At 36.5% G+C, this 25253-nt stretch carries 21 protein-coding genes, 1 pseudogene and 1 riboswitch; of the genes and pseudogenes, 20 read left to right on the top strand and 2 right to left on the bottom strand.

Features of this window, described 5'->3' with window-relative positions; all coding sequences use genetic code 11:
- Positions 1–95 precede the first annotated feature (95 nt).
- The 12 genes from V1L66_RS17050 to V1L66_RS16995 all read left to right on the top strand — a co-directional run bounded on the left by V1L66_RS17050 (position 96) and on the right by V1L66_RS16995 (position 14636).
- On the top strand, positions 96–1364 hold the full coding sequence (locus V1L66_RS17050) for an ATP-grasp domain-containing protein (RefSeq protein WP_333006177.1): 1269 nt from the start codon (positions 96–98) through the stop codon (positions 1362–1364).
- A gap of 204 nt (positions 1365–1568) precedes the next feature.
- Positions 1569–3113 carry a tRNA (N6-isopentenyl adenosine(37)-C2)-methylthiotransferase MiaB gene (gene miaB, locus V1L66_RS17045; RefSeq protein ID WP_312123960.1) on the top strand — a complete coding sequence of 515 codons (1545 nt, stop codon included), beginning with the start codon at positions 1569–1571 and terminating at the stop codon, positions 3111–3113.
- Positions 3114–3551, top strand: a complete 438-nt coding sequence (locus tag V1L66_RS17040; RefSeq protein ID WP_036080276.1) for a RicAFT regulatory complex protein RicA family protein — start codon at positions 3114–3116, stop codon at positions 3549–3551.
- 134 nt (positions 3552–3685) lie between these two features.
- Positions 3686–4345, top strand: coding sequence for an outer spore coat protein CotE (cotE, locus tag V1L66_RS17035; protein ID WP_176408483.1), 660 nt, complete (start codon positions 3686–3688; stop codon positions 4343–4345).
- A gap of 128 nt (positions 4346–4473) precedes the next feature.
- Positions 4474–7044: a DNA mismatch repair protein MutS gene (gene mutS / locus V1L66_RS17030; RefSeq protein WP_333006176.1), complete on the top strand. Its 2571-nt coding sequence runs from the start codon at positions 4474–4476 to the stop codon at positions 7042–7044.
- A 15-nt stretch (positions 7045–7059) separates the two neighbouring features.
- A complete protein-coding gene (mutL, locus tag V1L66_RS17025) occupies positions 7060–8922 on the top strand; it encodes a DNA mismatch repair endonuclease MutL (protein ID WP_333006175.1) in 1863 nt (620 codons plus the stop codon).
- A gap of 18 nt (positions 8923–8940) precedes the next feature.
- Positions 8941–10434 (top strand): glycerol kinase GlpK, encoded by a 1494-nt coding sequence (glpK, locus tag V1L66_RS17020; RefSeq protein WP_333006174.1) that lies wholly within the window; start codon positions 8941–8943, stop codon positions 10432–10434.
- A gap of 18 nt (positions 10435–10452) precedes the next feature.
- Positions 10453–12099 carry a glycerol-3-phosphate dehydrogenase/oxidase gene (locus V1L66_RS17015; protein ID WP_333006173.1) on the top strand — a complete coding sequence of 549 codons (1647 nt, stop codon included), beginning with the start codon at positions 10453–10455 and terminating at the stop codon, positions 12097–12099.
- Between the two features lie 3 nt (positions 12100–12102).
- Positions 12103–13020, top strand: coding sequence for an alpha/beta fold hydrolase (locus V1L66_RS17010; RefSeq protein WP_333006172.1), 918 nt, complete (start codon positions 12103–12105; stop codon positions 13018–13020).
- Positions 13007–13909 carry a tRNA (adenosine(37)-N6)-dimethylallyltransferase MiaA gene (gene miaA, locus V1L66_RS17005; RefSeq protein ID WP_333006171.1) on the top strand — a complete coding sequence of 301 codons (903 nt, stop codon included), beginning with the start codon at positions 13007–13009 and terminating at the stop codon, positions 13907–13909. Before V1L66_RS17010 ends, miaA begins: the two co-directional genes overlap by 14 nt.
- A 97-nt stretch (positions 13910–14006) precedes the next feature.
- On the top strand, positions 14007–14237 hold the full coding sequence (gene hfq, locus V1L66_RS17000) for an RNA chaperone Hfq (RefSeq protein WP_036080261.1): 231 nt from the start codon (positions 14007–14009) through the stop codon (positions 14235–14237).
- A 96-nt stretch (positions 14238–14333) separates the two neighbouring features.
- Positions 14334–14636: a rhodanese-like domain-containing protein gene (locus tag V1L66_RS16995; RefSeq protein WP_333006170.1), complete on the top strand. Its 303-nt coding sequence runs from the start codon at positions 14334–14336 to the stop codon at positions 14634–14636.
- Between the two features lie 200 nt (positions 14637–14836).
- Here the strand turns inward: V1L66_RS16995 and V1L66_RS16990 are convergent.
- Positions 14837–15031: pseudogene (locus V1L66_RS16990) on the bottom strand (response regulator transcription factor); the annotation flags it as partial.
- Between the two features lie 284 nt (positions 15032–15315).
- Between V1L66_RS16990 and papA the strand changes: the two are divergent.
- The 7 genes from papA (at position 15316) to cobT (ending at position 22907) form a co-directional block, all read left to right on the top strand.
- On the top strand, positions 15316–15474 hold the full coding sequence (gene papA / locus V1L66_RS16985; RefSeq protein ID WP_156113266.1) for a freyrasin family ranthipeptide: 159 nt from the start codon (positions 15316–15318) through the stop codon (positions 15472–15474).
- An 80-nt stretch (positions 15475–15554) separates the two neighbouring features.
- Positions 15555–16967: a radical SAM/SPASM domain-containing protein gene (locus V1L66_RS16980; protein ID WP_333006169.1), complete on the top strand. Its 1413-nt coding sequence runs from the start codon at positions 15555–15557 to the stop codon at positions 16965–16967.
- On the top strand, positions 16951–17814 hold the full coding sequence (locus V1L66_RS16975) for an ATP-binding cassette domain-containing protein (RefSeq protein ID WP_333006168.1): 864 nt from the start codon (positions 16951–16953) through the stop codon (positions 17812–17814). Before V1L66_RS16980 ends, V1L66_RS16975 begins: the two co-directional genes overlap by 17 nt.
- Positions 17811–18494: a hypothetical protein gene (locus tag V1L66_RS16970; RefSeq protein ID WP_333006167.1), complete on the top strand. Its 684-nt coding sequence runs from the start codon at positions 17811–17813 to the stop codon at positions 18492–18494. The genes V1L66_RS16975 and V1L66_RS16970 overlap by 4 nt, the downstream gene beginning before the upstream one ends.
- Positions 18491–19753 carry a hypothetical protein gene (locus tag V1L66_RS16965; protein ID WP_333006166.1) on the top strand — a complete coding sequence of 421 codons (1263 nt, stop codon included), beginning with the start codon at positions 18491–18493 and terminating at the stop codon, positions 19751–19753. The genes V1L66_RS16970 and V1L66_RS16965 overlap by 4 nt, the downstream gene beginning before the upstream one ends.
- Before the next feature lie 39 nt (positions 19754–19792).
- Entirely contained in the window at positions 19793–21487 is a 1695-nt protein-coding gene (locus V1L66_RS16960) for an ABC transporter ATP-binding protein (protein ID WP_333006165.1), read from the top strand.
- 96 nt (positions 21488–21583) lie between these two features.
- Positions 21584–21760: riboswitch (cobalamin riboswitch) on the top strand.
- Positions 21761–21851: 91 nt separating this feature from the next.
- A complete protein-coding gene (cobT, locus tag V1L66_RS16955) occupies positions 21852–22907 on the top strand; it encodes a nicotinate-nucleotide--dimethylbenzimidazole phosphoribosyltransferase (RefSeq protein ID WP_333006164.1) in 1056 nt (351 codons plus the stop codon).
- Between the two features lie 113 nt (positions 22908–23020).
- On the opposite strand, the gene V1L66_RS16950 is transcribed toward cobT, so the two are convergent.
- Positions 23021–23626, bottom strand: a complete 606-nt coding sequence (locus V1L66_RS16950) for a trimeric intracellular cation channel family protein (protein ID WP_016991976.1) — start codon at positions 23624–23626, stop codon at positions 23021–23023.
- A gap of 340 nt (positions 23627–23966) precedes the next feature.
- On the opposite strand from V1L66_RS16950, the gene V1L66_RS16945 reads away from it, so the two are divergent.
- Positions 23967–25220, top strand: a complete 1254-nt coding sequence (locus V1L66_RS16945) for a methionine gamma-lyase family protein (RefSeq protein WP_333006163.1) — start codon at positions 23967–23969, stop codon at positions 25218–25220.
- The last annotated feature ends 33 nt before the right edge of the window (positions 25221–25253 follow it).

Raw genomic sequence — 25253 nt, 5'->3', positions numbered from 1 at the left:
GCTTCGATATAGTGCCTTTTACTCGTATTACATAACTACAATTTAGCTCGCATACACATGATTAAATTCATTTTTTTAATGTGAGGAGAGTCCAATTGACATCCATAAAAGAACAACCCTTTTTGCCAATTATTATACAATCGGGTCAACATGCCTACGGGGTAGCCCGCTCTTTTTATGCAGCCTATCGCGTGAAAAGTCTTGTCATTGAGCCAGCTAAAAAAGGAAGATCGATGCGCTCAATCTTTTTGGGGGGCACTCAGGGAATTGCAACGCAAAATAGCGGTATTCTGGATTTTCAATATGTTGAACATTTAGATGACCCAGCCCTATTTGTACAAGCGCTAGTCAGAGTAGCCATGCAGTGCCAGCAAAAGAAATTGATTCTATTAGTGTGTGACTGCTACTATGCTGAGCTTATCATTGAAAATAAAAAGAAGCTTGAAAAGTACTTTATTTTACCTTATATAGATCAGGCTTTACTAAAAATGGTCCAAACTAAGGAAAAGTTTTACCAGCTTTGTGATAAATATCAGTTAAAATACCCCAAAACCATCATCATAACAAAGGAACATCATCCAAATAGAGACCTCCCTATCCAGTATCCCATTATTATTAAACCTTCCAATGCCGTGACCTATACGAACTGTTCCTTTCCTGAAAAGAAAAAAATATATCTAGTGCATGATGCCGACGAGATGGAGCACATCATTCGCTGTATTTATCGTTCTAGCTATCAAGACACCTTAATCGTTCAAGAATTTATTCCAGGCGATGATTCCTATATACGTGTTCTAGACGTATATGTAGGAAGGGATCGAAAAGTAAAGTTAATGTGTGTAAGCAACAAGCTACTTGAAGATCCCTCTCCACAAAACAAAGGCATTTCTTTAGCGGTCATGACCGATTATGATGAACAGCTAATGGAATCCATTCGGTATTTTTTAGAGGACATCGGCTATACAGGCTTTGCTAATTTTGATATGAAATATGATATCAGGGATGGGAAATACAAGCTATTTGAAATGAATTTGCGCCCAGGGGCTTCAAGCTACTATGTGACCGCAAGCGGGTATAATTTAATGCAATATGTGGTGGATGATTATTTATTCCAAGTTCATCATGAACGAACATATGTCCAGACGAAGCATGTATGGTCACTCCTTCCTCCAAAAACGTTATTTAAATACATGAAGAATGAAAAATTAAAAATAGAAGCAAAGCAATTAAAGAAAGATGGGCAATACACGGATGCATTACTATATAAAGAAGATATGAATATAAAGCGTTGGATAAAGCTGAAATTGTATCATTCATATTTACAGATAAAATACAGCAAGTATTTTAACAAAAGCAATGGTTAGCATAGGTGAAATGAAGGATAGGGCTTTAAAACTTTCAGGATAGAACGCCAGAGCTGATGGATAATTACGCCTATCTTCATATAATTAAGTCGAAACCACGACATTTGAGGCGCAAACCTTGTAGGAAGTATCAACTATTCAGTATAATAATAAAATGGGAATTCAAGTGCATGGATTTCGTTTGAAAGGAGTTACCTGATTGCGATGAATGAGGAACAACGCTTAGCAAATCAACAAGTCAATCAACCCAAAAAAGAAGACAAGCCTGAAAAGGATTATAGTAAATATTTTGAGAGGGTCTTTACAGCTCCTTCCTTAAAAGATGCTAAAAAACGTGGGAAAGAAGATGTCAAGTATCATAAGGATTTTAGCATTGCAGAAGAGTTCACAGGAATGGGCAAAGATCGCACTTTCTATATTCGAACTTATGGCTGCCAAATGAATGAGCATGACACAGAAGTAATGGCAGGGATTTTTATGCAGCTAGGCTACACACCAACAGAGGTGATTGAAGAGGCTGACGTTGTCTTGCTAAATACATGTGCTATTCGTGAAAATGCAGAAAACAAAGTATTTGGAGAACTTGGTTTCCTGCTGAAATATAAACGAAAAAACCCTGAGATGCTAATAGGGGTATGTGGCTGTATGTCGCAAGAGGAATCTGTGGTTAATAAAATTTTAAGAAGCTATCCACATGTCGATATGGTATTTGGTACACACAATATTCACCGTCTGCCAAACATTTTAAAAGAAGCCTACATGTCGAAAGAAATGGTCATAGAGGTTTGGTCTAAAGAAGGCGATGTCATTGAAAATCTGCCGAAAAAACGTCTTGGTTCCATTAAGGCTTGGGTTAATATTATGTATGGGTGCGATAAGTTCTGTACGTACTGTATTGTTCCGTATACACGTGGTAAAGAGCGTAGTCGCCGACCAGAGGAGATTATTGCTGAAGTTCGTGAGCTAGCGGCAGCGGGCTACAAAGAAATTATGTTGCTGGGACAAAATGTCAACGCATATGGCAAAGATTTTGAGGATATAAATTATCGTCTTGGAGATTTAATGGATGAATTAAGAAAGATTGATATTCCACGGATCCGTTTTACAACGAGTCATCCACGTGACTTTGACGATCATTTAATCGAAGTTCTTGCAAAACGTGGCAATTTAGTGGAGCACATCCATTTACCAGTACAATCTGGCTCGAATGACGTGCTAAAAATTATGGCGCGTAAATACACACGCGAACATTTCCTCGGTTTAGTGGATAGAATTAAAGCGGCAATTCCTGAAGTAACATTAACAACAGATATTATCGTTGGCTATCCGAATGAAACAGAGGAGCAGTTTGAGGAAACATTGTCCTTGTACCGTGAAGTCGGCTTTGAGGCAGCGTTTACGTATATTTATTCTCCACGTGAAGGCACACCAGCTGCGAAAATGATCGACAATGTACCTGAAGAGGTGAAAAAAGAGCGTCTTCAACGTTTAAATGAAGTGGTGGGCGAATACTCACGCAAAGCATTAGAGCGTTTAAATGGCGAGGTTGTCGAAGTATTAGTTGAAGGAACAAGTAAACGGCGCGACGATGTGCTAGCGGGCTATACGCGGAAAAATCGTTTAGTTAACTTTAAAGCACCAGCAGAAGTAATTGGTCAATTAGTAAAAGTAAAAATAACAGAGACTACATCTTATTCACTTACTGGTGAATTTGTAGAAGTCGTAAAAAATGAAAAGGTGGAAGCGTAAATGACACAAGTCTTATATACAAAAGAAGATTTAATTAAAAAATCACACGAAATTGCACATATGATTGCGAATACGCCAGAGGTTGAATTTTTCAAAAAAGCAGAAGCGCAAATTAATGAAAATCAACATGTACGTGAACGTATTGCAAGTTTAAAAAGCTTACAAAAACAAGCTGTTAATTTCCAACACTTAGGGAAAGAAAAAGCATTAAAAATGATTGAAGATAAAATTGCCAAAATCGAAGAAGAAATTAATGCCATCCCAGTCGTACAACAATTTAAAGAATCACAAGGCGATGTAAATGATTTATTGCAACTTGTTTCGAATACAATCGCAAATAATGTAACAAATGAAATTATTCGTTCCACTGGTGGCGATGTACTTCGTGGTGAAACCGGCTCGTATGTAGAAAACACTCAGCCAGGTAGCTGCTCTTAAAAGATGATAGAAATCAAAGCTCGAATGCTGTCATTCGAGCTTTTTTTACGTCTTCTTCTATTGAAGCTTACAGCGGCTATCTTAGGCCTCTCACAGAAAAGTTTTAAATGATCCATTTCATTCTCTAAAAATATATGTTCACCCAATGGGCGCTACCTGCATATGATGGAGTGAAAAGAGTCGAAGGAGGAATTGCGCTGAAACGTTTACGACAAATCGTGACGAAAGCAGTAGTTGCCAAAGGGAAGAAGAGAACGGAAGAACGTGTGACATTATCACCAACAAATAAACCGACAAGTATTTTAGGATGCTGGGTAATCAATCATACTTGCTCTGCAAAAAAAGTTGGGAAATTTGTAGAAGTAACAGGGAAATTTGATGTCAATGTATGGTATGCCTATAGTAATCATTCGAAAACAGCTGTGTTTTCTGAAACGGTTCACTATAAAGACAAAGTGAAGCTTCACTATCGAGAAGGTGAAATTAGTGTTGGTGATGATGTTCGTGTACGTGTGATACAAGAACCAAATTGTATTGAAGCGATAATCTCTCCATGTGGTACGAAATTTGAAATTGTAGTAGAACGTGAAGTAATTGTAGAAGTAATGGGTGAAACAACAATTTGTATTAGTGTGCATCCACTAGACTATGAAGAAGATTGGAACCTTAGTGATGAAAGTTCATCCTCATCTTCATCCTCATCAAGCTCTAGTTCTAGCTCATCTTCTAGTTCTGAAGGAGAAGGCAGGTATGTGTTAGAGTCTTCATCGTTTCCTGATGAACGTCCAAGATAAGTCTACTAAACATCATTTTTTGATACATGCGAAATGCTAGCATCTTAAAAAAGGTGATTGAAGCGTTTCGCATGTATCTTTTGTTATAATAAATATATCTATAAGGCAAGAGCGAGGTAAATAGTGATATGACAACATATACACCAATGATGCAACAGTATCTACAGGTAAAGGAAGATTACAAAGATGCCTTTTTATTTTTTAGATTAGGTGACTTTTATGAAATGTTTTTTGAGGATGCAATCAATGCCTCACAAATTTTAGAAATTACATTAACAAGCCGAGATGCAGGCGCAAAAGAGCGAATACCAATGTGCGGTGTGCCGCATCATTCGGCTAAAAATTATATTGAAACACTTGTGCAAAAGGGCTATAAAGTGGCTATTTGTGAACAAACAGAAGATCCAAAGCAAGCAAAAGGTGTGGTCAAACGTGAAGTGGTTCAGCTTATCACACCAGGAACAATTATGGAAGGGAAGGCCCTTGATGGTAAATCTAATCATTTTATTGGCGCGGCAGAGCAATTAGATGACACAACATTTGGCTATGCTTATTTAGATTTATCAACAGGTGAGGCAGTAGCGTCTTCTATTGAAGGCGATGGGAAAGCTTTATTAATGCAAATGCAGGCTTATGGCATTCGAGAACTGATTGTAACGGATAGTTTGCAGCTATTATTAGCAGAGCATGCCGTCAATGCTGGTATCGTGCTTTCAATTGAAGTGAATGAAATGCCTATGCACAAAGCAGCAGGCTATTTAGAAGCTGTACCACAACCGTTACAAATAGCATGTCTTCGATTGTTAGCATATATTGATCAAACGCAAATGAGATCTTTATCACATATTCAGGCATTCACATTTAATGAAATGAAAAATTATTTGCGCATTGATTCTAGCTCAAAGCGCAATTTAGAGCTGATTCAATCGATTCGTGGTGGCGATCAAAAAGGGACACTCTTATGGCTATTAGATGACACTGTGACAGCGATGGGTGGGCGAAAATTAAAGCAATGGCTACACCAGCCGCTTGCCACACGTTCAGCAATAGAGGCTAGACTAGCGATTGTGACGGATTTATTGGAAGAATATTTTGTACGAACAGAGCTTCAAGCATCCTTAAAACAGGTATATGATTTAGAGCGTTTGGCTGGTCGTGTTGCTTTTGGTAATGTGGGTGGACGAGATTTAGCCCAATTGCGTGATTCTTTACGCCAAGTGCCAACTATCCAGCAACAGTTAATGGGTTCAAATAAAGAAACGTTACAGCATTTAAGTGCAGACCTTGATACATGTTCAGATGTCGAGGCATTATTAGCAAAAGCGATTACCGATAATCCCCCTATTACCATTAAAGAAGGGGATGTTATCCGTGATGGCTATAATGAACGCTTAGATGAACTTCGCTATGCTGCTCGTAATGGTAAGGATTGGATTGCCCAACTTGAACAAGAAGAGCGTATGAAAACAGGTATTAAAAATTTAAAAATAGGCTATAATCGCATTTTTGGTTACTATATTGAAATTACAAAATCAAATATTCATTTAGCAGATTTAACACGCTATGAGCGCAAACAAACACTGGCGAATGCGGAGCGCTATATTACACAGGAACTAAAAGAAAAAGAAGCATTGATTTTAAATGCTGAAGAAGAAAGCTTAACATTAGAGTACAACCTATTTGTAGAAATTCGTGATGTATTAAAAGCTTATATTCCACGTGTCCAAGCACTGGCAGCAAGCATTAGTGAATTAGATGTTTTACTAAGCTTTGCAAGTGTCTCAGAAAAATATCGATTTACGAAACCGCAATTTCATGGTGGACGTGCCCTAGAAATTATAGAAGGACGTCATCCTGTAGTTGAAAAAATGCTGAATAAGCAAATGTATGTACCAAACGATTGTGTCCTAGAAGAGCAGAACAATATGATGCTTATTACAGGACCGAATATGTCAGGTAAAAGTACTTATATGCGTCAAGTTGCATTAATAGTTGTTATGGCACAGATGGGCTGCTATGTACCCGCTGAAAAAGCGAGATTGCCTATTACCGACCAAATTTTTACTCGGATTGGAGCGGCTGATGATTTAGCGGCAGGGCAATCTACATTTATGGTGGAGATGCTTGAATCGCAACATGCAATTATGCATGCAACAAAAAATAGCTTGATGCTATTTGATGAAATTGGACGTGGAACATCGACATATGATGGTATGAGTTTGGCACAATCAATGATTGAATATATTCATGACAAAATTGGGGCAAATACGTTATTTTCTACGCACTATCATGAATTGACAGCACTTGAAAAGGATTTGCCACGCTTACAAAATGTGCATGTTTCGGCAACCGAAAAAAATGGTACGGTCGTATTCCTGCATAAGGTAAAAAAAGGAGCGGCTGATAAATCCTACGGTATTCATGTGGCACAGCTTGCTCAATTACCTGAGGAAATTTTAGCTAGAGCCCGTGTATTACTTGAGAACTTTGAGTCAGGGAAAGAGGTAGTTGCCGAAACACAGGTGATAGCTGAACAACCAGTGCAGATGTCTTTATTTGCAGAGGAAGAGTCGATTTCTCCATCCGAGGCAAAGGTGCTAAAGAAATTAGAAAAGGTCAATATTCTAGGTACTTCACCGATGCAGGCGATGAATATTTTATATGAGCTACAGCAAGAGCTAGTGAACGCTAAAAAATAAAGGAGTGATACGTTAGTGGGAAACATACAAATTATGGACGAATGGCTATCCAATAAAATCGCAGCAGGAGAGGTAGTAGAAAGGCCAGCTTCTGTTGTCAAAGAGCTTGTGGAAAATGCTATTGATGCTGGAAGTACGTCCATTGATGTTTTTTTACTAGAAGCGGGTCTCACTTCCATTCAAGTAATAGATAATGGTAGCGGTATGGATGAAGAGGATGCACTCATGTCATTCTCTCGTCATGCTACTAGTAAAATTCATCAGGAACATGATTTATTCCGTATCCGGACACTTGGCTTCCGTGGTGAGGCTTTAGCATCCATTGCTTCTGTTTCTAAAATGACATTGATTACATCAAATGGTGAATCTGGCACACATTTAGAGCTTGAAGGTGGACATATCCTCACTCATAAGCCTGGTCCGTTGCGTAAAGGGACTGATTTAACTGTATCACAGCTATTCTTTAATACACCCGCGCGCTTAAAATATATGAAAACCATTCAAACTGAACTTGGGCATACAATAGACCTGATGAATCGCCTCGCACTTGGTAACCCACAAATTGCTTTCAGATTACTGCATAATGGTCAACAATTACTACAAACAAATGGCCGTGGAGATGTACAACAAGTACTTGCTGCTATTTATGGTGTACATAATGCCAAGAAAATGGTGTCTTTCCAAGGCGAGTCACATGATTATCAAATTTCTGGCTTTGTAACCTTGCCAGAGGTAACACGTGCTTCTAAAAATTATATGTCCCTATTTGTAAATGGTCGTTGGGTCAAGCATTATTTAGTACAAAAGGCTATTGTGGATGCCTTCCATACGTATTTACCTATTGAGCGCTACCCGATAGTTGTTCTATTTATAAAAGGTGATCCTTACTTAACAGACGTGAATGTGCATCCTGCAAAACATCAAATTCGTTTAAGTAAAGAGCCTGAGCTTTTGAAGCTAATAGAAGAAACCATTCGTGAAACAATACGCAACATTATTCGAGTCCCGCAAATGGAAAAGAAAGAAAAAATCGTTAAACCAGCTACTGAGCAATTAAACATTTGGAAGCCTGCTCCCAAGATGGATGTGGAGAAAATGAATGCCATCGTAGAAAAATTATATGATGTCCAAACCATTCAAGAAAATAATTGTGAGCAGATAGTTGAGCCTAAGCCTATTTCTACTGTTCGAGAGGAAAGTTGGCAGCCTACACCTCAAATGGAGGCTGAAATAAAAGATGAAGTAACTATAGTGGCACATTCCGAAATATTGGAAGACGCGCCTACAAAGGAACCCTTTCCTGAACTCGAAGTAGTAGGGCAAATCCATGGCACATACATTGTCGCACAGATGGAGGATGGTTTTTATTTAATTGATCAGCATGCTGCACAGGAACGTATTAAATACGAATTTTTCCGTGAAAAAGTCGGTCAAGTCAATCCTCATGAACGTCAGGCATTATTGTTACCACTAACATTCCATTATGCAGCCGATGAGGCATTGATCTTACGAGAACATAGGCATGAATTAGAAGCTGTAGGCGTATTTTTAGAGGAATTTGGACAGTCATCTTTTGTTGTGCGTGAACACCCGAGTTGGTTCCCACAAGGGGAGGAACAGGAAATCATTGAGGATTTAATTGAACAGGTGCTGACAACTAAAAAGGCTGATATCAAAAAGCTACGTGAGGCAGCAGCGATTATGATGAGCTGTAAAAAATCGATTAAAGCCAATCATTATTTAACAAAAGAGCAAATGGAAACATTGCTACGAGATTTACGCAATGCAGATAATCCATTTACATGCCCGCACGGACGTCCAGTGCTTATTCACTTTACTTCGTATGAAGTGGAAAAAATGTTTAAACGGGTTATGTAAGGGAGAGGGGGAAAATGGATGGGCGAATTTATTTTAGCGATTGATCAAGGAACGACAAGTTCAAGAGCCATTTTATTTAATAAAAAAGGTCAAATTGTTCATGTAGCACAAAAGGAATTTCAACAAATTTTTCCAAAGGCTGGCTGGGTAGAGCATAATGCAAATGAAATATGGGGATCTATCTTGTCCGTAATTGCGGCTGTATTAACCGAAAGTGGCCATGAAGCAAGTGAGGTTCATGCGATCGGCATTACCAATCAGCGCGAAACAACAGTGGTGTGGGATAAACACACAGGTCAGCCGATTTACAATGCGATTGTCTGGCAATCACGTCAAACACAGGACATTGTGAATGCATTAAAAGAACAAGGACATGAGGAACGTTTTCAGCAAAAGACAGGGCTACGCTTAGATGCCTATTTTTCAGCGACTAAAATTAAATGGATCTTAGATAATGTTGAAGGTGCGCGTGAAAAGGCAGACAATGGCGATTTATTATTTGGGACGATTGACTCCTGGATTGTTTGGCGATTATCAAAGGGAAAGGCCCATGTGACCGATTACTCAAATGCAGCTCGAACAATGCTCTACAATATTCATGAATTGCAGTGGGATGAGGAACTTTGCGAGCTTTTAGCTATTCCGATGTCCATGCTTCCAGAAGTGAGAAATTCATCAGAAATATACACAGAAACGGCTCCAAGTATATTTTTTGGAGAAAAAATTCCGATAGCTGGTATTGCGGGTGATCAGCAAGCCGCACTTTTTGGACAAACTTGTTTTACCAAAGGAATGGCGAAAAACACGTATGGCACTGGCTGCTTTATGCTTTTAAATACAGGACAGCAGGCAGTGACATCTGAAAATGGTTTACTAACGACCATTGCGTGGGGAATAGATGGGACAGTGACCTATGCATTGGAGGGTAGTGTGTTTGTAGCAGGATCAGCTATCCAATGGCTACGCGATGGACTACGGATGATTCGTACAGCAGAGGATTCAGAAACCTATGCTAGAAAAGTAGCCAATACGGATGGCGTCTATGTTGTCCCTGCCTTTGTTGGACTCGGTACACCTTACTGGGATACAGATGCACGTGGCGCCATTTTTGGGTTAACACGAGGAACGTCAAAAGAACATTTTATTCGAGCAACACTAGAATCATTAGCCTATCAAACGAAAGATGTACTAGATGCAATGGAAGAAGCAGCAGGTACTCCGATTGAAGTACTCCGTGTAGATGGTGGAGCTGTCAAAAATCAATTTTTAATGCAGTTCCAAAGTGATGTTTTACAGCTACAAGTAGAACTAGCAAAATTGAATGAGTCGACAGCCCTCGGTGCAGCCTATTTAGCAGGACTGGCGACAAGCTTTTGGCCAAACCAAGAGGCTTTATCCTCATTATGGGTGAGTGGGCAAACCTACCAACCTCACATGGATGAAGTGCAAGCCATGGCTCTGTATACAGGCTGGCAGAAGGCTGTTGAGGCAACACGAATTTTTAAATCATAGCTATTGGGGGAGAAAGGTATGTTTTCATTTGAGCAGCGACCAAAAATTATATATTATCTAGAGCACTATAGCTTTGACGTATTAGTCATTGGTGGTGGTATTACAGGTGCAGGAATTGCATTAGATGCCGCATCAAGAGGCCTTTCTGTCGCATTAATTGATATGCAGGATTTTTCAGCTGGTACGTCGAGTCGTTCAACCAAACTGATTCACGGCGGTCTACGTTATTTAAAGCAATTTGATGTGGGAGTTGTAGCAGAAGTAGGGAGAGAGCGTGAAATTGTTTATGATAATGCGGTACATGTCACAACGCCTGAAAAAATGCTATTACCTTTATATAAAAAGGGTTCACTCGGTCCCTTCACAACATCTATGGCATTAAAGGTCTATGACCGCTTGGCAGGCGTCAAAAAACATGAACGTAGAACGATGTTAAATGCTCAGGAAACCCTGGCATTAGAGCCTTTACTCAATCAAGATGGCTTAGTCGGCGGTGGCTATTATGTAGAATACCGTACAGATGATGCCCGTCTAACAATTGAAGTATTAAAAAAGGCTGTAGAATATGGAGCGCTTTGCCTCAACTATGCTGAAATGACGGAATTTATTTATGAAAAGAAAAAGCTTGTTGGCATTAAAGTGAGGGATCATGTGACGGGGAAAATGCTCAATGTCCATGCCGCCCAAATTGTGAATGCAACGGGTCCTTGGGTTGATGACGTACGACAAAAAGATAAAGTAGCGGATAACAAGCAATTACGTCTAACAAAGGGCGTTCATATTGTCCTCAAACAAAAGGATTTCCCGCTAAAGCAAGCTGTTTATTTTGATATTGCTGATGGTCGTATGGCCTTTGCCATTCCACGAGATGGCAAAACCTATGTAGGGACTACGGATACTGTCTATGAAGGTAATCCTGTACATCCAGTGGCAACACAGCAAGATGTGGATTATCTAATTGAGGCTGCTAAAAAGGTCTTTCCAACTGCTACTATCACAAGAGACACAATTGAATCCTCTTGGGCTGGCGTCCGACCTCTGATTTATGAAAAAGGTAAGGATCCATCAGAAATTTCAAGGAAAGATGAAATTTGGACAGCGCCAAGTGGTTTAATGACGATTGCGGGTGGTAAGCTTACGGGCTATCGCCAAATGGCTGAAACGATTGTGGATAAAATTGTGAAGTCCCGTCGCTACAAGCATGCAAGTGCCTGTTTAACACGTGAGCTAGCACTTTCTGGTGCAAAGGGAATTAACGCTATTAATTTCCCTGACTATATTGCCTATAAAGCTCGTGAAGGCGTACAATATGGCTTAAATTATGATGAAGCCAAGCATCTCGTACAAAAGTATGGCACGAATGTAGATGCCTTATTTGATCGGGTGAAATTTTTACATGAACATGGTAGTACAATGCCTCTTGCCTTACATGCGATGCTACTGTATGGCATTGAAGCCGAAATGGTCTATACACCAAGCGACTTCTTTATCCGTCGGACTGGTTTATTATACTTCGATATTGAAGCAGTAAAGCTTTATAAACAGCAAGTGATTCAGGTGATGCAACAACGCTTAAATTATACAGAGGAGCAAAAAAATAGATATATTGCTGAATTAGAGCAAGCCATTAACGATGCAACAAATTTTGTGAAAGAAGGGGAGTAAGGGATGGAGTGTTATATTCAAATGTCGGATGAACAATTTGTCTTCACGCGAACATTGGAGCCTTCAACGCCATGTATTGGACATATTCACATTTTGCATGGCATGGCAGAGCACAGCGGTCGCTATTTAACATTTGCGAAAACACTCAACGCAGCAGGCTATGTTGTGACGATGCACGATCACCGTGGGCATGGTGAAACGGCAGCATATAATGGGACATTGGGCTTTTTTGCTGAAGAAAACGGCTTTGAGCGTGTTGTAAAAGATGCTCATGAAGTGATTACACAACTTCACGTACCATACGCTAATGTACCATTAATTCTCTTTGGCCATAGTATGGGTTCTTTCATTACTAGACGCTATATTCAATTATACGGAGAGCAAGTAGATAATGTTATTCTCTGTGGCACTGGAAATGTGACAGCCTTGCATGCTGTAGGAAATCTAGTAGCCAAGGCTTTAGCAAAGGGACTAGGAAAAGAAACTGAAAGTAAGCTGTTAAATCAATTGAGCTTTGGTAGCTTTAATAAGCAATTTCCTAATCCGAAGACTGCCTATGATTGGTTATGTTCAGTACAACAAGAGGTGGAAAAGTATATCGATGATCCCTATTGTGGCTTTATTCCAACGAATCAATTTTTCGTGGATTTGACAACTGGCTTTGCCACACTAAATCGTAAAAGAGAATTAGCAAAAGTAAGAAAAGACCTCCCTATTCTCTTGATTAGTGGCAGTAAAGATCCGGTTGGTGAACAGGGGCTAGGCGTTTACAAAGTTGCTGAGCAATTGGTAGCGGTAGGTGTAGAGGATGTAACGGTTTATTTATTCGAGGAAAAACGACATGAAATTTTAAATGAAGACAATCAAGAAGCAGTCTTTCAAGTTTTATTACGGTGGTTAGAAAAATATGATAGAAACTAAATTGCAACAGGCAGAGGTCGTAGCAATAGTAGGACCGACTGCCTCTGGTAAAACGGCTTTAAGCATTGAACTGGCAAAAAAATATAACGGTGAAGTCATTAATGGTGACTCCATGCAAATTTATAAAGGGCTCGATATCGGTACAGCTAAAATTACTGAAGAAGAGATGGAGGGCGTTCCACATCATTTACTAAGCTTTTTAGAGCCGACAGAATCTTTTTCAGTAGCAGATTATCAAAAATTAGTACGTGCGAAGATCGCGGAAATTCAAGCTCGTCAAAAATTACCTATAATAGTAGGAGGCTCTGGCTTATATGTACAAGCTGTCCTCTTTGATTTCCAATTTACTGATGAAAAAGTAGATGAAGAAGCACGTAAAGCCTATTATGAGGAATTAGCAAAGCTTGGCCCTGAGGCAATGCATGATAAATTAAAACAACTCGACCCTCAAACAGCGGAGACAATCCACCCAAACAATACACGACGTGTTATTCGTGCTTTAGAAATGCTGGAATTAAGTGGTGTATCAAAAGCAGCAGAAGCGCAAAATCGAGGGGAAATGCCTCTTTACAATCATGTTATTTTAGGTCTAGGTCAAAACATGTCCCGTGACGTGCTATATGACCGTATTAATCGTCGGGTTGATTTAATGATGGAAAATGGTCTTCTGCAAGAGGTGAAGGGATTATGGCAGCAAAATATCCGAGGTGTGCAATCTATACAAGCCATTGGGTACAAGGAATTATATGATTATTTAGATGGCAAATGTACCTTAGAGGAAGCCATTGATAGCTTAAAACAAAATTCCCGTCGCTATGCAAAAAGACAACTTACTTATTTCCGCAATAAAATGGATGTTCATTTTATTACGCCAGATGACCGATTATAAGAATAAAGAAAAATTTCTAAAAATTACTAATTGATAAATTGGTAGAACGTGCTACTATAGGAATGAAGAGGTAGAAAGTTAGTAGGGAGGCTATTTGATGAAATCAATCAATTTGCAAGATACGTTCTTGAACCAACTACGTAAAAACAGTGTTTTTGTAACTGTATTTCTATTAAACGGATTTCAGTTAAAAGGGACCGTGAAATCATATGATAATTTTACAGTATTACTATTAGATGCTGAAAATAAGCAGCACCTAATCTACAAGCATGCCATTTCTACATTCGTTCCAGCAAAACAAATAGAGTTTTTAGAGACAGATGTATAAAAAGATTGTAAAACAGTTAGTGTTCTCCACACTGGCTGTTTTTTTTGCTACAAGCTATAATGATAGTGGAATTTGATATTTTGGAGGACGAAGTTAATGAAAACAATGGAAACAACACAATTATTAGATCTTTTAGATGCAAATGAGGACCTATATATTATCGATGTTCGTGAAGAGGAAGAAGTAGCACATGGTATGATCCCAGGCGCTCAGCATATTGCACTTGGAACAATCCCTGAACGTTTAGAGGAATTAGATATAGAAAAGCCATATATTATTGTATGTAAGGCTGGAGCTCGTTCTGCCAATGCGTGTGCTTACTTAGAAGCACAAGGATTTGATGTAACCAACCTTGAAGGCGGCATGCTGGCTTATGATGGAGAATTAGAATTTAAATAAAGTGTGAGTAAAAAAGAAAGAGTTCCTTATCTTGGAATGACAACTTCCAACTCGATTAAAATGAATAGACCAGACATATTATACACATAAATATGTTTGGTCTATTTTTTTGTTTTGTTCGTTCTTAACTAACAGAGCAGTTTAATGTAGTGTCATATAAAGGGATTTCTCCAAAATTAAATCTTTCATGAGTTGAAAATTTATTTGATACTTAGTAAGCCTAGTTTAATAGCTGTTACAACAGCACCTAAACGAGTTTCAGCATTTAATTTGCGAATAATAGAAGATATATGATATTCCACTGTTCTCCTACTCATACCTAATTCTAAACTAATCTCATTATTGGTTTTGTCCTCAGCAATACGTTCTAAAATCTCATATTCTTTAGGTGTTAACTTTATCATATGTAATACTCCCCCCTATTTATTTTCAGAAGATATCGTATCAACAAATTCCATTTTATTCTATATTCTGGATAAAAAATACCGTTTAATCAAATGTAAAAAGTGACAATTTTTCAAAATAATAATTAAAATTTCACTATGATTGCGGAAAATACGGATACCTCATTTGAGAAATTTTGTTAAATTTGAACTACAAAACAAATTAATATTTACATATTAGTACCTAATAATTAATTGTTTTGTTGTAGTTATAAGCGGTTTGAGGAGGTGAAAAAATGCTCAAGAGAATTAATCATGGTTTTAATAGTGCTAGTTCTAGATCTAAATGGTGTGTTTTTTGTGATGCAAAAGATTATTGCAATAAGTGTGATGCTATGGATTGGGGATGTGCTGGAGGCTGGGAAACTTGTTTTAGAAAAGATACAGACGGTTAAAACAAGTGCTTAATTTTTTATTTTGCAATGTAGAGTAAAATTATTTACTCTACATTGTATCAAAGAAATGGAGGGTATTTATGATTGAATCTATGGAGAAAAAAATTAAAGTATCAAGTTTTAAAGAGTTAGAAGTTAATCATAAAAAATATATTTATGTACCGAATACTAATGGTTTATTTGAAATAGATGATATTGTTTATTCTATTTTATCAAGTGACAACAAAAGCATAGTGGAAGTTTTTAATCAATTAAAAGAAAAAATAGCTGAAAATGAATTTAATAATATTATTCAATCACTAATAGAAAATAGGATTATCAATGATACTACTGAAAGTAATGCTGTTAACGAAGAAAATGTTAAAAACATAAGTGCACTCACATTAATGATGGTGCAAGAATGTAATTTACGATGTAAATATTGTTACGCTGGTGACGGAGAATATAACGAAAAAGGCAGAATGTCTATAATGACAGCAAAATCAGCAATTGACTATTTGCTAGAACAGTCAGGTGATCGTGATGATCTATCCATTGTATTTTTTGGGGGTGAACCTTTATTAAATTTTCCAGTAATTAAGCAAGTAGTAGAATATGCAAATCACAAAGTAAAATTACATAATAAAAAAATAGGCTTTAGTATGACATGTAATGGAACGCTAATAAATAAAGAAATCACAAAATTTATTTTAGACAATAACATCGCTGTTCAAGTAAGTGTTGATGGGACTAAAAGCGAGCATGACATAAATCGCTTTTATGGAAATAAAAAGGGAAGTTATGATGTTATTTTAAATAGAACAAAAGAATTAAGGGAGCAAAGACAATTGGGAGTAAGGGCAACCATTACTCCGAATAATGTTGATTTGGTAAATATATATGAGCATTTATTCGATTTGAATTTTAGAAGTATATATGCTGCCCCAGCTATGCAGATGTTTACAGAAGATCAATTCATTGAATTGTCTAAAAGTTATAATGAATTAATTTATTATTTCGAGTATTTAGTTAATAGAAAAGAATATTCTAAAGCAGTCAAACTCAATAATATAATGAAGAATTTAGAACGTATTCATATTGGACACGAATCAACATATTTTTGTGGTGCAGAGGTTAATTTTTTAGCAGTTGATATTAATGGTGATTTATATCCTTGTCATCGTTTTGTCAATAATAAAGAGTATAAACAAGGAAATATTTTTGAAGGAACCTATTCAATTGCTAGGTCAAAATTTTTAGAAGAAGCACATGTTTCAAATAGATTAAATTGTAACAAATGCTGGGCAAAAAATTTATGTGGGGGTGGGTGTCACCATGAAAATTTAGAATCAACAGGTAAAGTAACGACACCCCCTTTACATTATTGCATTTTAACACAAAAGCAATTAGAAGCTACCTTGCATTTATATTTACGTTTATCAGATGAACAAAGAGAATTATTATTAGAAAAGAAAAATACAAGAGAGTTTGTTAAAAATGGAAATCAAAATTAAAAATTTAACAAAAATTTATAAAAATATAAAGGTACTAGATAATGTCTCCTTAGAAATTCATAATGGTGTATTTGGTTTATTAGGGGAAAACGGAGCAGGAAAAACAACATTGATGGAAATAATCTCTACATTACTTCCATTTGATGACGGAGAAATTGAAGTTGCAGGGCTAAACGTAAAAAAAGAACCACTTAAGGTTTGTGAAATTTTGGGTTATCTTCCCCAGAAGTTTGATTTTTTTCCAAAGGTTACTTTAGAAGAGTCATTTGATTATTTATGTAAATTAAAAGGAATGAATAATAGCGAAAGCCGAAAACAGGAAATACACTTAAGACTTCAAGAGGTGGGGCTATTAAGCGAACAAAAAAAATATATTCAAGAACTTTCGGGTGGTATGAAACAAAGATTTGGCATTGCTCAAGCTTTAATTGGTAATCCCAAAATAATACTTATTGATGAACCAACAGTAGGTTTAGATCCTCATGAGCGCATTTCCTTTCGAAATTTAATTACTCGGATTAGTCGCGATAAAATCATTCTGCTTTCAACACATATTGTACAGGATATTGCTTCTACATGTAAAAATTTGATGGTGCTACAAAAAGGAAAAGTGAATTACTTCGGTAGTACAATAGACCTTATTAATAAAGTTCGAGGGAAGGTATGGCTTTATAATATTTTAGATGATGAAATACCTCATGTGGATTTATTTGTATCTTTACAAGATAAAGGCAGCAGTATTGAGATTCGTTACATTGCAGATAATCCGTTACAAGGAAGTATATCGACAGAGCCTACTTTAGAGGATGCATATATTTATATAAATAGAAAAGAGTTAACCGTATGAGAGAATTACCTTTTTTAATAAACTTTGAATTAAAAAGACTCATAAAGAGTAGAGCTATTTCCGTCTTTCTTATACTTATAATGTTGGTTCTTCCAATTATAATGAATAACTTAGACACTCAGGAAACGATTATTGAGAAATGGTATGGAACACTTCAGTTACAAATGGTATTTTTACTTATTTTAATTCCGAGTATGGTTTCATATGTTTGGAAAGGGTATCTTCAATCATTTGAAAGAGCAGTCATCCTACTAAAATTGACAAATAGAGCGATGTATATAGTTGGAAAAATCGTAGCAGTTCTTCTTTTTGTTTCAGTTTATCTATTTTTCTTCTATGTAATTTTTTTTATTTTTTATGCAAATAAAATTCCTATTAGCATTTTATTAATTACATTGTTTCAAGTCTTCCTTTCTATTTTCTACAGCATTACCTTTAGCTTTTTCATTTCCTTTTATTTGAAACGTACTGTATATCTACACATTTTACTAATAGTATATTTGGTATTCAGTATTTATTTAAATTCTCCTTATTTTTCTATATGGTTTAATCCTGATTATATACAACATCAAATGACTGATCTGCTATTTAATGTAAAGAGAGGTATTTTTCTAAGTATTGGCATACTATTTATGTTTGGAAATGTGTTGCTATTTAAAAGAAGGGTGAATGACAAATGAGAGATATCTTTTTATTTTGGTCGAAAGTGGTCTTACGAAGTGATTATTTGTTGACTTATTATGCTATCGTCATTCTATTATGTATCTCTCAGTACTTCTTTACAGTCAGTGATGCGCAAGCATTGATTCCTTTATATGGGATTTTCTCAAGTGTATTAACGATTCAAATTATAACTTTGCATCAAAGATATCATGTAGAGAAAATTTTAATGATTTCCCCAATATCAAATGGAAAGCTTTTATTATGGCAATGGGTTTTCAGCTTTATTCTGACCACCCCTGCCATTATGTTATTAGTTGGTTTTGTAAAGTTTGTATATGTAGAGACACCAATATATAAAATTCTACTTATCGTTTTTGTTTTTCAGCTATTTACTATATCCATTCCATTTTTAATGGCAACAATTTTTAAAAATCAAGCCGTGTCTATAATTTTAATTGTCATCATTTATTTTTTACTAATGTTAATGCATGGTTATAGACTAGAATCGATTCAATATATAGCTCCTACTCTTAACTTTATGTATCCAGATTTCATTCATTATTTAAATGTTATAGGTGTTTTATCCATTTGTTTGTGTTCTATATCGTGCGCGATTTTATTCAGCAGGAGGGCCAAAAATAAAACGGAAAAGAGGGTTGCTGGAATTATGACCAGTATGATGCTTTTCGTTCTATTAAGCTTACATTTTTATAATGGATATAAAGAAGAGGAGCTGTTAAATAAACCTTATCAAAATTATCAATATAACGGGCTAACTGTCCAATATAAAGGTGTGAGTATAGAAAAAGTGGAGAATTATGCGAATGTTTATAAAGACATTACTCAAATAATGGAGAGCTTCGGTGTCCACAACATTCCGTATCACACGCTGAAAATAACGAGAGTTTTTAGCCTTCCAGATAACAATAGTTTAGAAAATATTATTAGTAGCTCTGGCGACATCATTGAAATACGCCCGTATTCTAATAAATTTTTTGAATTTAACTATGGCTATAATATTACGGAAGACATGATAAATACATTAATGGGCGAACAGTGGGAAACCAAGGAACAAACTAATTGCTATGAGGTTTTAAAAAGAACGATCGAGCAAAAGGTTATATACACCAACAAAAGCATGCTCTTTAGTGAGGCGAAAAAGAAGTCAGTAGAAAACTTGCTCATTAGTAATGAAAAAGATCCGTATATGGAAAAGTTTCTACATATATTACAGGAAGAGCCGAAAAATGCTTATCTGTATATCAAAAGGTTATAAGAAAACCTTAACTAAATCAGGGAGATAGAGTATTATTTCATGAAAATATTAGGTGAGGTATTTAAGTATACAAAGCCATACAAAGCAAAATTATTTCAAGTAAATATTTTGATGGGTATTTCAATGATTTTAAGTATAGTACACCCCCTTTTATTTGGTAAATTTATTGATTCTATAACAGTAAAAGATCTCAATTCAGCATTCCTCATTATAGTGTTTATGGCTTTTTTGTTTCTGTTTAATTTATTTTTTAAAGTAATCCAAAAATATTATTTAACGAAATTTGCCTGCTATCTACAAATGGATATTAAATTAAAGATAATAAAAAGAATTATGGCTATGGACATGGATGAGTATCAATTAAAAGCAAAAGGTGAACTGATGAATAAAATAGAAAATGATACAAAGGCATTTTCTGAAGTAGTATCAGAGTTTTTAAATATTGTTGTAGACTTTATCAGTATAATAATTGTGTTAATAATATTGATCAATCTAAATTTTATTTTAGCTAGTATTTTATTCATAGCTTGTCCTTTAGCACTTATCATTTTTAAATATTATGGAAAAAAAATAAGGATGATGGATACTGCCATCAAAAAAGATTTAGATTCTTATTTAACCTATCTGGGAGAATTACTGTCATCATTTAAATTATTTAAGATATTTAATAATGAGATAAACGCCATAGATAACTATCAAAAGAAAATTACCTTATTATACAAAAATACTCTTGATAAAATGCGTTTAAGCATAAAATCAGGATCAATAATAGAATTAATAAACTTTACAAGTTATTTGATTATCCTTATTATAGGTGCCTACTTTATTTATAAAGGAAGCCTCACGTTAGGAGTATTAATAGCATTCACAACCTATGCCAATAACTTTAGTCAGTCATTTTTAAGATTTTCCCAACTAAATTCATTTTTACAAGAAGCAATTGTGTCTGTAAATAGAGTGAAAAACTTAATGGAAGACAATAAATATCAGCTAAGGAAATTAGAAGTACCAGACTATGTAAATTCATCGCATCATTTTAATAAAGATAAAATAGTATTACGGAATGTAAGCTTTACCTATACTAATGCATTTTCTCCTGTTTTAGAAAATATAAATTTCCAAATACCTTTGAAGAAAATTGTATTGATTAAGGGAGAAAGCGGATCAGGTAAATCGACATTATTGAATATATTATCAGGTTTATACATTAATTATCAGGGTGAAATATTTCTATCCAATCAGAATATTAGATATATTCCTATTGATGTTTATAGAAAAAGGGTATGTTTGGTAACGCAAGAGCATTTTATAATGACAGGGACAATAAGGGAAAATTTGTTATTAGCAAAGCCGGATGCAACAGACGAAGAATTAATTCAAATTTGTAAAATGGTTAACATTTATTCATATATAGAAACGTTAGACTATAAATTTGAAACGCTTATAGGGCATAATGGGCTTGAATTATCTACTGGGCAACAGCAAAGACTTTCAATAGCAAGATCGCTTCTAAGAGATGCGGATATCTATTTGTTTGACGAGATTACTTCTGCGCTTGATAAAGACAACCAAATAAATATAGAATCATTACTTTTATATTTAAATAAAGAAAAACAAAAGACTGTTATATTGGTTACTCATCACCCTGTTTTAATAAATGAAGCAGATAAAATATTTGAAGTTGATAGGAATCAGGTGAACGAGAGGGATTCATTTGTTGTGACAGGTTCTTGATAAGCCTATATTGTTAGAATAGGTGGTGGTACTAAGTTAACACTCAAAAAATTTTTATCTATTGACACTAAAAAAGTTGTAAAGTAGATTTAACATAATTACATAAAAGCAATAGGTGCCCACTAGGGAGAATAGGGAATAAAGTGAAAAGCTTTAGCGGACCCGCCACTGTATAAGGAAGTTTCATAGTGTATGCCACTAGCGAATTGCTGGGAAGGTACTATGAGATGTTGAACTTGAGCCAGGAGACCTGCCTATTTGCTTTAGAAGATATAGATGATGGAAAAGTCTGTAGTTTATTTGTTATGACAATAAACTACAGACTTTTTATTTTGTCTTAATGAGAACGAGAGGAGAAATAATTATGCCATTATTACAAGACACGATTGAAAACATTCAAGGGGTTGATATGAAAGGTATGGAGCAAGCTAGAAAGCGGATTGATGCGCTTTGTAAGCCCCCAGGTAGCTTGGGTAAACTAGAATCACTTGCCGTACAGCTCTCTGGTGTAACAGGACAATTATATCCGACGGTTGACAAAAAGGTGATGATTGTTTGTGCTGCAGATCATGGTGTATGTGAGGAAGGTGTAACCACGAATCCGCAAGATGTTACAGTCTTTCAAACATTAAATTTTCCTAAGGGGGGGACAGGCGTTTGTGCGATTGCGGGCATTACCAATGCAAAGGTGGTCACAGTAGATGTTGGGGTAAAAGCAGATATTCCACTTGATGCTGGTGTCATTATTCATAAAATCAAATACGGTACAGATAACATGGCACAAGGTCCAGCTATGTCCAAACAAGAAGCCATTCAATCGATAGAAGTAGGAATCCGTGTGGCCACTGAGGAAATCATACAAGGTGCTGATGTACTAGGTACAGGGGAAATGGGTATTGGCAATACAACACCAAGTGCTGCGATATTAGCTGTTCTGACTGGATGTGACCCTATAGAAGTAACAGGGTTTGGGGCAGGAGTTGGCCAAGGAGGCATTGCCTATAAAGCGGCGATTATTGAAAAAGCAATTACCTTAAATAAGCCTAATCCAAAAGATGCTATTGATGTTCTGGCTAAGGTAGGAGGATTAGAGATAGGGGCGATGACAGGTATTATTCTTGGGGCTGCAGTTCATCGTAAACCAGTGGTTATTGATGGATTTATTTCGACTATAGCTGCCCTCATTGCTTATAAGCTCGAACCAAAAGTAATCGATTATATTATTCCTTCCCATGCTTCAGAGGAGCCAGGGGCAAAAATTGCCGCTGCATTACTAGGTATTGAACCGATGTTGCACATGAATATGCGTTTAGGCGAAGGTTCTGGAGCAGCCTTAGCCTTTCCTATTTTAGATGCAGCTTGTTCAATGATGAAAAACATGGTGACATTAGAAGAAGCAATGCAGTTGTTAAAAAGATAAGCTAAGTTAATGTCTTCTTCAATCATATAAGGAATGAAACTCATAAAAGATTATTATTAGCCAAAAAATAAAACAGCCAATGACTTAATTTTTGGTCATTGGCTGAATAGTATTTATGCACGATTTAACTTACGTAATGGCAAGCGCCACTTCATCGTATAGGAAAGAATACGTAACGCAGTAATTACCGCGAATAAAATATAAAGGAAAATGTCCCCTGTAAAAACCTCGAAGCCGATTAGTAGTCCAGCAAGAGCTGCCCAAACACCATAAACTTCATCACGGAGAACTAATGGTTTTCTTCTAGCTAATAAATCACGTACAATGCCACCACCTGAACCTGTTAACACAGCAGCTACAACCACAGCACTAACAGGCATATCCAGCTTGACAGCATAAAGTGCGCCTTGAATAGCGAACGCTGATAAGCCAATCGCATCTGTGAAGTTACCCCAACGATGCCAATGTTGAATCAGATGATGCGGAAAAATAAAAAATATCGTAATCGCAGCCAGCGCAATTTGAAACATCATATCCTGTCCCCATAGGGTTGTGACAGGTAGCCCGATGAGTAAATTTCGAATGGCTCCTCCACCAAAAGCAGTGACAATACCAAGTATATATACACCAAATAAATCGTATTCTTCTTCCATGGCAATAATTGCCCCAGAAATAGCAAAGGCAATTGTTCCTATGATACTAAAAACCTCCCAAGCCATCCCTTTCACCCCTTCTATCAATAAATAAACTTTTTTAAAGTTAAAAGACTATTTTACGTAACAGAATCTATGAATTTAATAGCCAAAATCGGTCATTAAATACGCTTCTCGAAATAAGTCCGCACATTAGCTTAGCGTAAAATGCTCTTAGAAACAATAGGCAAGTTTTACAGGTGCACATACAAATTGATAAAATGTGATTAAAATAAAGAAAACATTCGTCAAAAGCGTTCATATACCAGTAGTTGGTTAGGTAATTCTAGAGTGATTGAAGTCAATTTAGATAGTCAATAAATGTTACTGATTGAAATGCGAGACATTGTGAAATGGAGAAGAAAGAATGACGTTTACATCAAATTTATCAATACAAACGCTGTCGTTAGCGACAAAAATTGAGGAGCAAGTTCGGCCTTATCATGCCAAGGTAGAAGAAATGGCGTTTTATAATCAGCAGAAGGTGCTAGCAGCGTTCGGAAAGCATCAAGTAAGTGATTATCATTTACATCCATCAAACGGCTATGGCTATGATGATGAGGGACGGGATAATCTAGAGCGTGTTTATGCAGAAGTATTTGGTGCAGAGGCAGCAATAGTTCGACCACAAATTATTTCAGGCACACATGCAATCACGCTTAGTCTATTCGGTGTTTTGCGTCCTGGTGATGAGCTGCTTTATATTTCTGGTCAGCCGTATGATACATTACAATCCATTGTCGATGGTGGTGATAAAGATACAGGTTCACTGAAGGATTATAAAATCGGTTATCAACATGTGGATTTGCTAGATAATCAGGCCATTGATTGGGCAGGTGTTGAAGCAGCCATTACAGCACAAACCAAAATGATTGCGATTCAACGTTCGAAAGGCTATGCAACACGTCCATCCTTTACAATTGAAGAAATTGCTACTATGTGTGCAAAGGTACGTAAATTGGCTCCAGAAGCTGTTATTTTTGTAGATAACTGCTATGGCGAGTTCGTAGAGGCACAGGAACCTACAGAGGTCGGTGCTGATTTAATGGCAGGCTCGCTCATTAAAAATCCTGGCGGAGGCTTGGCTAAAATTGGGGGCTATATTGCTGGCCGAGCAGATCTAGTGGAGAAATGTGCCTATCGCATGACTTCTCCAGGTATTGGTGCCGAAGCGGGAGCCACATTAAATACACTAGGTGACTTTTATCAAGGGTTTTTCCTGGCACCACATGTAGTATCGCAAGCATTAAAAGGTGCAATTTTTACAGCTGCAATGTTAGAGGAAATCGGTATGAGCACTTCTCCGAGCTATCATGCGAAGCGTACAGATTTAATTCAATCAGTATCTTTCCAAACAGCACAGCAAATGATAGCCTTTTGTCGTGAAATACAAGCGAACTCACCGATAAATGCCCATTATGCTCCTGAACCAGCCTATATGCCAGGCTATGAAGATGATGTCATCATGGCGGCTGGAACATTTATTCAAGGGTCCAGCATTGAGCTGACAGCGGATGGCCCAATACGACCACCCTATACAGCCTTTATTCAGGGCGGACTAACATATGAACACGTTAAATTTGCTATTTGCAGTGCGGTTCAAGCTATTCAAAAATCATAATAAGACAATAGATAAAGCCTAAATATGAATAGT

This window comes from Lysinibacillus sp. IITD104 (genome assembly GCF_036698265.2).
In the GTDB taxonomy this organism is placed as follows: Bacteria; Bacillota; Bacilli; order Bacillales_A; family Planococcaceae; genus Lysinibacillus; species Lysinibacillus boronitolerans.
The sequence above is the reverse complement of the archived record's forward strand: the minus strand, read 5'-3'. Positions and strand labels throughout refer to the sequence as shown.